Raw genomic sequence first — 12403 nt, forward strand, 5'->3', positions numbered from 1 at the left:
CCGGGCGCGGGCGCGGGGGTGCCCGGCACCCCCGCCCAGCCGAAGCCGGGCAAGGGGTACCGGGCTTACAGCAGCGCTCAGTTGTCGGCGGTGGCCGACTCGGCGAGCCGTTCGCAGAGCACTCCGGACAGGGCCTTGGTGTTGCCGTACGTCCACAGCAGCGTCGGCGAGAGCTTGAGGCCGAACGCGGCCTCCAGGCGGTTGCGCAGTTCCAGACTCATCAGCGAGTCCAGGCCGAGGGCCTTGAACGGGGTCTCCCGGTCGATGGCGGTGGTCTCCAGCCGCAGCACGCGCCCGGCCAGCTCCCGCACCTTCGACTCGACCGACTCCGGCCAACTGCCCACCGGCGCGGCCAGCAGCCCGGCCAGGAACTCGCTGCCGGCGCTCTGCCCGCCGCCCTGCTCGGCGGCCTGGCGCAGCACCTGCCAGCTGCGCAGGGCAGCCGTGTCCGGGTAGGCGTCGAACCACTGACGCAGGTTCAGCGGCACGAAGCCGAGCACCCGCTCGTCCTCCTCCAGGAACTGGCCGAGCGCCCGCCAGGCGTCCTCCGCCCCGAAGCCGCCCATGCCGCGCTCCTCAAGGCGCGCACCACGGTTGGCGTCGGAGGCGGCCAGACCGATGTCCTCGAACGGGCCCCACTGGACGCTGAGTCCGGGGACGCCGCGACGGCGCCGGGCGTCGGCCAGCGAGTCCAGGTAGGCGTTGCCCGCCGCGTAGGCGGCCTGACCGGCGTTGCCGAAGAGCGCCGCCGCCGAGGAGAAGAGCACGAACAGGTCGAGGTCGTCGTCCTCGGTCAGCTTGTTGAGGTTCCGGGCGCCGTCGATCTTCGGGGAGATGACCCGCTCGATCTGCTCGGCCCTGACGTTGAGCACGGTGGCGTCGTCGAGCAGACCCGCCGCGTGGAACACCCCGCGCAGCGGCGGGAGTTCGGCCCGCGCCCGACACAGCACCGCAGCCAGCGCCGCTGTGTCGGCCACGTCGACCGAGTAGCTCTCCACCCGGACGCCCTCCGCCCGCAGCGCCTCGATCCGCTTGGCGGTCTCGGCGTCCGGGGTACGGCGGCCGAGCAGGGCGAGCCCGCCCGCGCCGTTGGCGGCCAGGTGCTCGGCCAGGGAGAGGCCGAGGGCGCCGAGACCACCGGTGATCAGGTAGCTGCCGTCGGCGCGGAACCGTCCGCCCGGCAGCGGCTCGGGCCGGATCCCGGTCACCTGGCCGGGGCCGACCAGCACGAACTTGCCGATGTGGCTGCCGTGCGACATCTCCCGCAGCGCCTCGGCGGACTCCGCGAAGGTGTGCACCAGGACCGGCAGCGGCTTGATCTCGCCGGTCAGCACCCGCGCCCAGACGTCCGCGAAGAGGCGGGCGAAGCGCTCGGGGCGACGGTCCATCAGCCCGGCCAGGTCGACCGAGGCGAAGGTCAGGCTCTTGCGGAAGTCGCCGAGGCCGATGCCGCGGTCCGCGTAGATGTCCTTCTTGCCGACCTCGATGAACCGGCCGTCCTCGGCCAGCACCATCAGACCCAGCGGGATCGCCGCGCCCGTGAGCGAGTTGAGCACGACGTCGACGCCCCGGCCACCGGTCACCGCGCGCACCTCGTCGGCCCAGGTGAGCTCGCGGGAGTCGAAGACGTCCTCGACGCCGAGCGAGCGCAGGTAGTCGCGCTTGCGCTCGCTGCCCGCCGTCGCGATGACGCGGGCGCCGACGGACTTGGCGACCGCGATCGCGGCAAGGCCGAGACCACCGGCGGCGGAGTGGACCAGGACGGTCTCGCCCTCGGTCAGCCGGCCCAGGTCGACCAGGCCGTGCCAGGCGGTGGCGAGCACCAGCGGCAGCCCGGCCGCGTCCTGGTCGGCCATGCCGTCCGGGATCGGCCGGGTGTGGTCGGCGCGGACCGTGACGTGCGAGGCGAGCGAGCCGAAGACACAGGCCACCACCCGGTCGTCGACCTGCACGCCGGTGACGCCCTCGCCGACGGCGACGACGCGTCCGGCGCACTCGCCGCCCAGCAGGTCGGCCCCGGCGGTGCCGTCGGGGTAGGTTCCCATCGCCTTCATCACGTCGATGAAGTTGAGCGCGGACGCGGTGACCTGGACCTCCACCTCGCCCGGACCGGGGGTGCGGCGGCTCTGCGGGCGGAACTCCAGGCTGTCCCAGAAGCCGGGCTTGGCGGCGACGAGCCGGAACGGCTGGAGGCGGCTGTGCCAGGGGTAGGCGTGCTCCTCGCCGGGCGCGGCGCCCCGGGTGAGGCGGCCCGCCAGCCGGCCGGTGGGACGCAGCGCGAGCTGGTCCTCCTCGTCGCCGCAGAGCAGTTCGGCGGCGGTCTCGGCGGCCCACTCGGTCCAGTCGGCGGCGACGTCGAGCAACTGCGGGCGCAGCTCCGGGTGTTCGCGGCGCAGCACGCGGGTGAAGCCCCAGAACAGGGCCGCGCCGGGGTCCGGCCGGTCCTCGTCGGCGGCGGCCTGGGCGTCGACGGTGAGCACCGTCAGCCGGGGCGACTCGGGCAGCGTCAGCGTGGCGCGGACCAGGCAGGCCAGGGTGTGCAGCGCGGCGCGCTGGGCCGGCTCGCCCGCGTCGGCGGCGGGGACGAGGTGCACCAGGCCGGTCAGGCCCTCGTGCTCGCGCAGCGAGGCGGCGAGCGCGGTCTCGTCCGGCGCGGCCTCAACGGCCAGGGCGGCGGCGGTGGTTCCGGCCTCGGCCAGCGCGGCGACCAGGGCCTTCGCCCGCTCCCCGTCGGCGGCGGCGTGGACCACGGCCCAGGAGCCGGTGACCGGCTCGGCCGAAGGCTCGGAACCCTCCGAAGCCTCCGAAGCCTCGGGGCGCGACACGGCGCGGAAGCGGAGCCGGTGCAGCAGCTCGGTGTCGGACTCGTCGATCTCCTCGGCGGCCAGCACCTGGAGCGTCAGGCCCTCCAGCGTCACCAGCGGCTCCCGCTCGGCGCCGAAAAGCACCACGTCGAAGGTGGTGGCCCCGCGGCGGACCGCGTGCGACCAGCCCGCGACGACCGGCTCGGCCAGCTCGCTGTGGAGCAGCACCCGCTCCACCGCGACCGGAACCACCGTCTCGTCGCCGCCGACCAGCGCCAGCGACACCTGCAGCGCCGCGTCCAGCAGCGCCGGGTGCAGGGCGGACGGGCGGGCGCCGGCGCGGCAGCGGGCCGGGAGCTCCAGCGCGCCGAGCGCCTGGACGCCCTCGGCGTGCAGGGCGGTGACGCCCTGGAAGGCCGGGCCGTAGTTGAGGCCGCGTGCGGTGCAGGCGGCGTAGAAGTCGGCGGGCTGCTCGGCCTCGATCTCCAGCAGCGCCTCGGGGAACGCCGGGAGTTCGCGCTGCTGGGCACGGCGGGTGAGCCGGCCGGTGGCGTGGCGGGTCCAGCCGGTGGTGCCGACGGCCAGCGAGAGCAGCGTGAAGCTGCCGCCCTCGGTGACGTCGTCGCGCCACAGTGCGGAGAGCCGGACCACGTCGTGACCCGACGCAGCCTGACCCGACGCAGCCTGGCCGAGGGTCAGGTTGTCGCGGAAGACGAAACCCTCGACCGTGCGCGGCAGTTCGCCGGTGCGGGCGCGGGCGGCCGTCAGCGACAGCGACAGCATCGCCGCGCCGGGCAGCACCACGGCCTCGTGGACCTGGTGGTCCCGCAGCCACGGGTACTCCGCCAGGTCGAGCTCCAGCTCGCCCTGCCAGGCATCCTCCTCGCCCGGACGCGGGGCCAGCTCGAACTCCAGCGCCCCGCCCGCGGACTGGCGACGGCGGCCCTGGGCGGTCCAGTGACTGGTGCGGTTCCACGGGTAGCCGGGGACGGCGGCGTGGGCGGCACGCGGCAGCAGGCCGAAGGGCTCAAGACCGGCGACGTAGCCGCGGGCCAGGGCGAGCGTCAGGTCGGCGGGGGCGCCGTGGCCGCGCCGCAGCGTGGAGAGCACCTTGGCGGGCTCGTCCCGCAGCTCGGCGAGCTGCTCGATCGCCGGGGCCAGCACCGGGTGCGGGCTGATCTCGACGACGTGGGTGATCCCGTCGTCCAGCAGCTTGCCCAGGGTGTCGGCGAAGAGGACCGGGCTGCGCAGGTTCTCCACCCAGTACGCGCAGTCCATCTCGGGGCCGTCGAGCAGGGCGGTGCGCACGGTCGACATCAGCGCGATCTCGCCATGCTTGGGGGCCACGTCGGCGAGGGCGACCATCAGGTCGTCGCGCAGCTCGTCCATCTGCGGGCTGTGCGAGGCGTAGTCGACCTTGACCAGGCGGCAGTAGACGCCGTCGGCCTCCAGGATCTCGCGCAGCATCAGCACCGCGTCGCTGTAGCCGGAGAGCACGCAGGAGGAGGGGCCGTTGTTGACGGCCAGCGCGACCTGGTCCTCGAAGCCCTCCAGCGCGGCGCGGGCCTGCTCGACGCTGAGGTCGACGGCGAGCATCAGGCCGCGGCCCGAGGTGCGGCGGGCGATGGCGCTGCGGCGGGCCATCACCATCGCGCCGTCCTCGTAGGAAAGGATCCCGGCGAGGGTGGCGGCGGTGATCTCGCCCTGGCTGTGGCCGATCACGACGTCGGGCTCGACGCCCGCGGCGCGCCAGACCTCGGCCAGGCCGAGCGACATCGCCCAGAGCGCCGGCTGGAGCATGTCGATCCGCTCCAGCCACTCCTCGCCCGCCGCGCCGGAGACCACGTCGGCGACGTTCCAGTCCACGTACGGGGCCAGGGCCTTGGCGCAGCGGTCGATGACGGCGGCGAAGACGGGGCTGCCCGTGTAGAGCTCCTTGCCCATCTCGCTCCACTGCGAGCCCTGGCCGGGGAAGACGAAGGCGGTACGGCCCTGGGTGTGGGCGCGGCCGGTGACCACACCGGGCGCCTCACCCTCCGGCTCGGCGGCGAAGGCCCGCAGTCCGGCGGCGAGTTCGGCGGCGTCGGCGCCGACCACGGCGAGCCGGGCCGGGAACTGGTCGCGCTGGTGGCCGAGCGTCCCGGCGATCGCGCGGAGGGTCGCGGTGTCGGCGTCCTCGGGCAGTGAGTCCGCGAGCTCGGTGGCGCGGGCGCGGAGCGCCTCGTCGCCCTGGGCGGAGAGCGGCAGCAGCACCGGCAGGCCGGAGTCGGGGGCCCGAACCACAGCGGTGGTCTCCGGCGCGCGGCCGATCACCACGTGGGCGTTGGTGCCGCCCCAGCCGAAGGAGTTGACGCCGACGTAGAGCGGGCCGTCCTGCGGCAGCTCCAGCGGCTCGCGGACCACCTTCAGGTTGAGCTCGTCGAAGGGGATCTCCGGGTTGAGCTCGGCGCTGTGCAGGCTCGGCGGGACCACGCCGTGCTCCAGCGACAGGATCGCCTTGGCCATGCCGCCCATACCGGCGGCGGCCTCCAGGTGACCGATGTTGGTCTTGACCGAGCCGATGCCGAGGGGGCCGAGCGCCCGGTCGCGGCGCTGGCCGATCACCCGGCCGATGCCGCGCGCCTCGATCGGGTCGCCGCGGTAGGTGCCGGTGCCGTGCGCCTCGATGTAGCCGACGCGGTCCAGCGGGATCGAGCCGTCGCCGTAGACCTGACGCAGCAGGTCCTCCTGGCCGTCCGGATTGGGGGTGACCAGGCTCTCGCCGCCGCCGTCGTTGTTGACGGCGGTGCGGACGATGACGCCGCGGATCTTGTCGCCGTCCTCGACGGCCTTGGACAGCGTCTTCAGATAGACCGTCACCACACCCTCGCCGCGCACGAAGCCGTCCGCCTGGGCGGAGAAGGCCTGGCAGCGGCCGGTCGGCGAGAGCCCGCCGAAGTGGGTCAGGCCGATCGACACGTCCGGCGCCGTGATCAGGTTGACGCCGCCGACCAGCGCTCCGTCGATGTCGCCGCCGCGCAGCGCCTGGACCGCCAGGTGCAGCGCGACCAGCGAGGAGGAGCAGCCGGTCTCCACGGCCAGGCTCGGCCCGGTCAGGCCGAGGTAGTAGGAGACGCGGGCGGCGACGACGTCCAGCGCGTTGCCGACGGCGCTGTGCTGGGTCGCGCCGACGCCGTGCTCCTTGCGGCGGATCTCGTAGTCGTGCCAGGAGACGCCCACGTAGACGCCGGTGCGGCTGCCCTTCAGCTCGGCGGCGGAGCGCCCGGCGTCCTCCAGGGTGCGCCAGGCGGACTCCATCATCAGCCGCTGCTGCGGGTCCATGCTCTCGGCCTCGCGCGGCGAGATGCCGAAGAAGGTGGCGTCGAAGAGGTCCACGCCGTCGAGGAAGCCGCCGACGGACTGGATCTGACGCTCGGGGTCGAGCTGCGCGGACGTGTCCCAGCGGTCGCCGGGGATCGGACGGACCGCGTCGCCGCGCTCGGTGAGCAGCTGCCAGAAGGCGTCGGTGTCCGGCGCGCCGGGAAGCCGGGCGGCCATGCCGACAATGGCGATCAACTGGTCCGGGTCGTCGGCCGCACCCGGACGGTCAAGGGACTTGGGGTTCTTGGACATGGTGGATGACCTCACGTCACGAAGGGCGGGAGTACGGGTAGCGGGGAGCGGGCTCGGCCTGGCTCGGCCTGGCCTGGCTTCAGGCGGTGGCGGTGGGCGGCTGGGCCGGGGCGGTCGACGTGTCGATCCGCGCCAGACGCAGGTCCTCCGCGTCGATCGGGTGCGGGGCGTTGATGACCTTGCCGAAGATCCGGTACTTCAGCGGCAGGGCGTTGAGCAGCCGGAACCGGGTCCGGCGCAGCAGCACCGCCAGCGGCTTGGACTGGGCGAGCGCGCCCTCCTGCATCCGCTGGTAGCGCGTGACGAACGACTTGTGCTTCTTGCGGGACGCGGCGAACTCCGCGAACGCCGACGCGGGCAGCGGCTGGCGGACTTCCTGACCCTTCGTCAGCGCCTCGGCCACCGCCGGGACCAGACAGACCGCGTCCTGGATGGCCAGGTTGACGCCCTGGCCCAGGATCGGGGTGCAGGTGTGGGAGGCGTCGCCGATCAGCACCAGACCGTCCTTGGCCCACTGCTCCACCTCGGCGGTGAAGATCTCCAGGAAGCCGGTGTTCTCCCAGTCGGTCAGGTGCTCGTCCAGCAGCGGGCGCAGCCGCGGGTCGATCTCCGCGATGCTGTCGCGGAACGTGGCGATGCCCTCGCTGCGCAGCTCACCGAGACCGCGCTTGGGCAGGTTGTGGCCGATGCGCAGCAGGTCGGGGAAGGTCGGCAGGATCACCAACTGCCGGTCGCCGCGCACGACCAGGTCCGCGTCGTCGCCCCAGCCGGCCGGGCGCGGCAGCCGGATCCAGAGGAAGTCGCGCTCCATCGGCGTGACGTCGGCGTTGATCCCGGCCGCCTTGCGCACCTTGGAGAACCGGCCGTCCGCGCCGACGACCAGGCGCGCGTGGACGCGGGTGCGCGAACCGTCGCGGTGCCGCAGCACCGCGCCGCGCACGGCACCGCCCACGCCGTCCTCCTCGATCAGCGAGGTGAACGAGGTGCCGGGCAGGTAGCTGTGGTTGGGCAGCGCCGCCGCGGCCTCGTGGAAGATCCCGATCAGCGAGGGCTGCGGGATGTCGATGGGCAGCACGCCGACATCGAAGCGGTTGTAGTCGACCTGGAAGACGTCGTGGCCCTCCATCCGCATCTTGACGCCGTTGGTGGACAGGTAGCCGTGCTCGCGCAGCGCCGGTCCGAAGCCGAGCCGCTGCAGGGTGACCACGGACGGCGCGGCGATGGTCTCGCCGCGGAACTCGCGGTCCAGCGTCTCCTGCTTCTCGGCGACGACGACGTCGATGCCGCGCCGGGCCAGCAGGCAGCCCAGCAGGGCTCCGGCCGGGCCGCCGCCGACGATCAGGACGTCCGTGGTGAGCTCGCGCTCGGCCCGATCAGTGCGGTCACTCATGGCATCTCCAGGGTCTCGAGACGGTTCTTGGTCCGGGCCAGGACGTCCGAGGCCACGGCTCCGTCGACCACGCGGTGGTCGAAGGCGAGGGAGACGGTGCAGACCGGTCCGATCCGGACCTGGCCGTCCACCGCCACCGGGACGTCCCGGATCCGGCCGATGCCGAAGCCGAACGTGCCCGAGATCATCGGGTAGATCACGCGGACCTGCTCCTGGCCGACCGAGGTCACCGAGAAGACGCCCTGAAGTGCCGCCCGGCGACCGGGATCGCGCATCGCCGCCTTGTAGATCAGCCGGGCCACCGGCAGCGGCAGGCCGCGCATCTTCCTCTGCGCCGCGAACGGGCCCTGGGGGTCCTCGGGATCGGCGTCCTTGAAGGCGTCGACGGCCTCCTGCACCTGGAGCACGGAGAGTTCCGGCACCGACTCGACCACGCCGGACAGCACGCAGCGTGCTCCGGCGACGGTCCGGTCGAAGAGCACCTTGGCGTGGATCTGCTGCGCCTCGGCGATACTGGGCCGCAGCCATCCGGGCCGCAGCACCGAGCGGGCCTCGGGCACCTCGGCAACGACCTCGGCGGCGGCTTTCACCAGCAGGCTGACATAGCCGACCTTGCCGTCGGCGGCCTTGCGCACCTCGCGCATCCGGGTCGCGTCGACCTCGGTGTCGAGGTACACGTGGCAGGTGCTGCGGGCGTCGTGGAGGAAGGTCCAGGTGCCGCGTCGTCCGACCGGCAGCGGCTGGAGCGCGGCGCTCATCCTCTGCTCACCTCCGAGACGCCCGAGACCTCGGCGACCGCTTCCACCATGTCGGCCACGGTGTGCGCGGTGGCGAAGGAGTCGTAGTCCACCGGCGCGCCCAACTCGCGTTCCAGCAGCACCAGTACGCGCATGGCGTTGACGGAGTCCCAGCCGGGCAGGTCGGCGAAGTTCGCGTCCACGGAGATCTCGTCCTCGTCCAGGTCCAGCACCTGGGCCACGACCTCAATCACCAGAGTTGCGGCGTCAGAAGACATCGAGGGGCTCCTTCGTGGAGTCGACCGAGACCGAGCTCGGCAGGTCGGAGAGCGACTTCAGGTCATGGACGTAGACCTGCCGCTCGGGAGTGGACGCGGCGTCGTCGACCGCGAAGCCGAGGCCGGTCCAGAACTCGGCGAAGGCACCGTTCTTGGCGGTGCGGGCGTAGGAGGCACGCACCTCGTGCGCGCCGACGGCGAGCGCGGCGCGCAGCACCAGCCCGATCACCGTCTGCTCGACGTACCGGGAGAAGACCCGGCAGCTGAGCACGAAGTTCTCGACCTCCCAGACGCCCTGCGCGTCCCGGCCGACGGCGAGCGCGGCGATCAGGCCGTTGTCGCCGAAGCGGTCGCGCAGCCGTCCGCTGAGGAAGACCGCCTCGCCCGCGTCCGAGCGCGAGACCACCTCGTCCTCGGCGTAGCGGCGGCCGGTCAGGTTGAACTGGTTGGTCTTGCCGAAGAGTTGGACGATCCGGGCGCGGCTGAGCTCGTTCATCGGCTCGACCGTCAGCTCGGAGCGGAGCCCGGCCAGGTACTCGTCCAGGCTGCCGGTGCTGCGCTGGAGTTCGGCGCGGTCGGCCTCGGCCCGGTAGAGCTGGGTGCGGACCCGGTCCTCGTCGGTCAGCGTCAGCAGGTTGAACTCGCCGCGCGCGGCGACGGTGGACGCGTAGCGGGCCGGGTCGGTCGGCAGCTCCACCGTGGCGACCTCGGGCCGCAGTTCGCGCATCAGGCCGCGCTCGACGGGGTTGTCGTCGACGAAGACCATCGCGTCGGAGCCGATGTTGAGCGTCCGGGCCAACCCGCCCACGGCCTCGGGCTTGGGGTCCCAGGAGGCGGCGATGGCCACGAAGCTGTCCGGGCGCAGCAGCATCTCCGGGTGGGTGGCCATGGCCTCGCGAGCCACCGCGTCCTCGTTCTTGGAGCAGACCGCGAGCATCACGCCCTGCGCCTTGAGGTCGGCGGCCAGCGCCTGGAGCTCCAGGTGCGCCGAGCCGGGGAAGGCCCCGCCGATCCGCAGCGCGGCCACGCCGTCGTCGCCGACGACGCCGCCCCAGAGCGTATGGTCCAGGTCCAGCACCAGGCACTTGCGGGCCTTGCCCTGGTCCGCGCGGACGACGCGGGCCAGCTCGGCGGCGTAGGCGTGCAGGTACTCGGGCGCGTAGGCGTGTCCGGCGGCGTGCCGCATCCGGTCGGCCGCGGCGAAACCGCCGGCCGCGAAGCCGCCGCCCGCGTGCTGCGCCACGGTCTCCCAGGCGAGCACCACGGTGCGCTCCAACCGGGTGGCCAGGCCCAGGATCTCGGCGTTCATCCGCTGCCAGGCGGCTGCCAGCCGCGCCTTTCCCCGGTAGTCCACCAGCCGGTCCGAACGCAGCGCGGTCAGCGGGACGGTGGCCAGCACCAGCAGTCCACCGAGGGTGGCGCGGCACTGCTCCGCCCAGTCGGCCAGCTCCTGAGGGAAGGCCGCGCAACGACGCTCGACCTCGTCGAGGTCGAGCGGGTCGGCGACGGACTCGAAGACTGCCGCTTCGTCGAGCAGCAGCGCGACCAGCTGCGGCTGCAGCGAGGCCAGCGCGGGCGCGCCGGAGAGGATCTCCAGCCGCCACTGGTTGAACCCGGCGGAGCGGATCTCCGGCAGCGTGCGGCGGCGTACCAACTCGGCGGCGAGCAGGTGCGGAAGGGAGTCGAGGGTGGAGGAACCGAGCAGCGCGATCCGGTAGTCGGAGAAACGGTTCTCCTGCTGCAGCGCCTCACGCTGGCCCGCGTCGAGCAGTGCCCCGGCGGACTCCAGCACGAGCGGGTCGCCCTGCGCGTCCATCTCGTCCAGCAGCGCGACGACCGCGTCGCCCGCGCCGTGCAGTCCGGTCTTCTTCAGCGCGCGCAGCTCGCGCAGCGCGCTCCGCCGGACCTGGGTCGAGGGGGCCTCGGGTGTCGTGGTCACCGGTTCCCCTCCGAAGCAGCCGCATCGGAGGGAGCCTGGTAGCGCATGGCCAGACCGGAGACGATCCACTTGGACGACTCGATCGCCGTCGCCAGCATCCGCGCGCCGTCCACGCCCTGTTCCTCCGCGCGGCGGAAGGCCCGGTACAGCTGGATCAGCGGCAGCGCGTTGCCGCTGTTGCCGGTCACGTCCACGCAGTGCACCGCCTGCTCCGGACGGACCCCGAGGCGCTCCCGGATCTTCTCCGCCATCACGCCGTTGAGCTGCGGCGTCAGCACGTGCTCGACCTCCTCGACCGGCCAGCCGACCGAGGCGGAGAGCTCCCGCAGCAGGCTGTCGGCCAGCTCGGGGACGTGGCGCTCGATCGCCTTGTAGTCCTCCTGGCCCATCGCCTCGCGGCGCTCCTTGCCGTCCGGACCGGTGACGAACGGCGCGCCGTCCGCCCCGTACCAGCGCACGGTCTGCGCCGGGGCCCGGCCCTTGCCGACCGCACGCAGCACGATCCGCTCGACGAGCAGCCCGGGCCCGTCCTCCTCGGCCTCGACCACGGCCGCGCCCGCGCCGTCGCCGAACAGCGCGAAGTTGGCCAGCTCGGCCGGGCTGATCTTCCCCAACTGCCGGTTGGCGGGCCACAGCTTGACGACGCTGTCGGCGCCGATGACCAGCCCGCGCCGGGCACCCGCGGTCAGCAGCGCCTGGGCGGTGTAGAGCCCCTGCACCGCGCCCGCGCACCCGGCCGAGAGCTGGAGCGTCGGCAGTTCGTTGAGTCCGAGCCGGTCGGCGACGGTATTCACCGTGGCCGGCATCAGGAAGTCCGGCGAACCGGTGGACAGGATCAGGAAGTCGACCGACCCCGGCTCTACGCCTGCGGCCCGCAGCGCCTGCTCGCCCGCCGCGGTGGCGAGGTCGCCGGTGTTCTTGGGCACACCGTCGGGGCTGTCGGGCTCACAGAAATACCGGGCGCGGTTTCCGGTCATCCGGTCGAGCCAGCGCTCGTGCAGGCCGAAACGCTCGGCCATGTCGGCGTTGCTGACCGGCTCGCCCGGAAGTACCTCACTGAGACCGGAGATTCTCAAAGGAGTCACCTCATTCGACTCAAGGTGGATACGGACTGTTCGGTCGGCGCCACCGGCCGTCCCGGGGCCTGTCCCTGCGCGCGCGACCCGTGTCGGGCCTGGTCGAACACCAGGCCGCTGGCGGCGTGCTCGACGCTAAGGCGGGCCTCTCGACGGCAACTTGAGGCACTTTCGAGCCGCTGACCTGCGGGTTCACCACTCCTGCACGGACCGCCCCACCCCGCCGGGCCCGAAAGTGTGACGCTCGCCACGCGCGTAGAGCAACGCCTCACGGCGCGCCCCACCCACCCGGCTGACGCGATCCTGACGACTTCCATCGGGCCCGGCCGCGTCCCGGACGCCTGCCGTCCGCACCGGCGTCGGACTGTGTTTCCTCAGGCTGTGTCTGACGTAGCGTCAGCAGCGCGGCCAGCACGGCCACCTCCTCTGCCGAGGGCTGCCCCCGCTCGATCCGCAGACTGTCGTCCCCGACGTACGCGTGGTCGCTCACGGACGCGTGGCCCCCGACGTACGCGTGGTCGCTCACGGACGCGTGGCCCCCGACGTACGCGTGGTCGCTCACGGACG

General features: G+C 73.2%; 7 protein-coding genes. All 7 read right to left on the bottom strand.

Annotated features, from left to right (window positions below; translation table 11 throughout):
• Positions 1 to 77 precede the first annotated feature (77 nt).
• On the bottom strand, positions 78 to 6416 hold the full coding sequence (locus tag ABH940_RS24145; RefSeq protein WP_370106156.1) for an SDR family NAD(P)-dependent oxidoreductase: 6339 nt from the start codon (positions 6414 to 6416) through the stop codon (positions 78 to 80).
• Positions 6417 to 6495: 79 nt separating this feature from the next.
• Positions 6496 to 7806, bottom strand: a complete 1311-nt coding sequence (locus tag ABH940_RS24150) for an FAD-dependent monooxygenase (protein ID WP_370070474.1) — start codon at positions 7804 to 7806, stop codon at positions 6496 to 6498.
• Positions 7803 to 8564: a 2-oxo acid dehydrogenase subunit E2 gene (locus tag ABH940_RS24155; RefSeq protein WP_370070472.1), complete on the bottom strand. Its 762-nt coding sequence runs from the start codon at positions 8562 to 8564 to the stop codon at positions 7803 to 7805. The genes ABH940_RS24150 and ABH940_RS24155 overlap by 4 nt, the downstream gene beginning before the upstream one ends.
• Positions 8561 to 8821: an acyl carrier protein gene (locus tag ABH940_RS24160; RefSeq protein WP_370070470.1), complete on the bottom strand. Its 261-nt coding sequence runs from the start codon at positions 8819 to 8821 to the stop codon at positions 8561 to 8563. The genes ABH940_RS24155 and ABH940_RS24160 overlap by 4 nt, the downstream gene beginning before the upstream one ends.
• Entirely contained in the window at positions 8811 to 10760 is a 1950-nt protein-coding gene (locus ABH940_RS24165; protein WP_370106157.1) for an HAD-IIIC family phosphatase, read from the bottom strand. The genes ABH940_RS24160 and ABH940_RS24165 overlap by 11 nt, the downstream gene beginning before the upstream one ends.
• On the bottom strand, positions 10757 to 11836 hold the full coding sequence (locus tag ABH940_RS24170; protein WP_370106158.1) for a 3-oxoacyl-ACP synthase III family protein: 1080 nt from the start codon (positions 11834 to 11836) through the stop codon (positions 10757 to 10759). Before ABH940_RS24170 ends, ABH940_RS24165 begins: the two co-directional genes overlap by 4 nt.
• 268 nt (positions 11837 to 12104) lie before the next feature.
• Positions 12105 to 12398 carry a hypothetical protein gene (locus ABH940_RS24175; RefSeq protein ID WP_370106159.1) on the bottom strand — a complete coding sequence of 98 codons (294 nt, stop codon included), beginning with the start codon at positions 12396 to 12398 and terminating at the stop codon, positions 12105 to 12107.
• Positions 12399 to 12403 lie beyond the last annotated feature (5 nt).

Origin of the sequence: Streptacidiphilus sp. BW17 (genome assembly GCF_041262485.1) — a bacterium.
Lineage (GTDB): Bacteria > Actinomycetota > Actinomycetes > Streptomycetales > Streptomycetaceae > Streptacidiphilus.

Excerpts from the sequence above, each read along its gene's own strand:
- ABH940_RS24145 (WP_370106156.1), bottom strand. The coding sequence starts at position 6,416 with ATGTCCAAGAACCCCAAGTCCCTTGACCGTCCGGGTGCGGCCGACGAC.
- ABH940_RS24150 (WP_370070474.1), bottom strand. The coding sequence starts at position 7,806 with ATGAGTGACCGCACTGATCGGGCCGAGCGCGAGCTCACCACGGACGTC.
- ABH940_RS24155 (WP_370070472.1), bottom strand. The coding sequence starts at position 8,564 with ATGAGCGCCGCGCTCCAGCCGCTGCCGGTCGGACGACGCGGCACCTGG.
- ABH940_RS24160 (WP_370070470.1), bottom strand. The coding sequence starts at position 8,821 with ATGTCTTCTGACGCCGCAACTCTGGTGATTGAGGTCGTGGCCCAGGTG.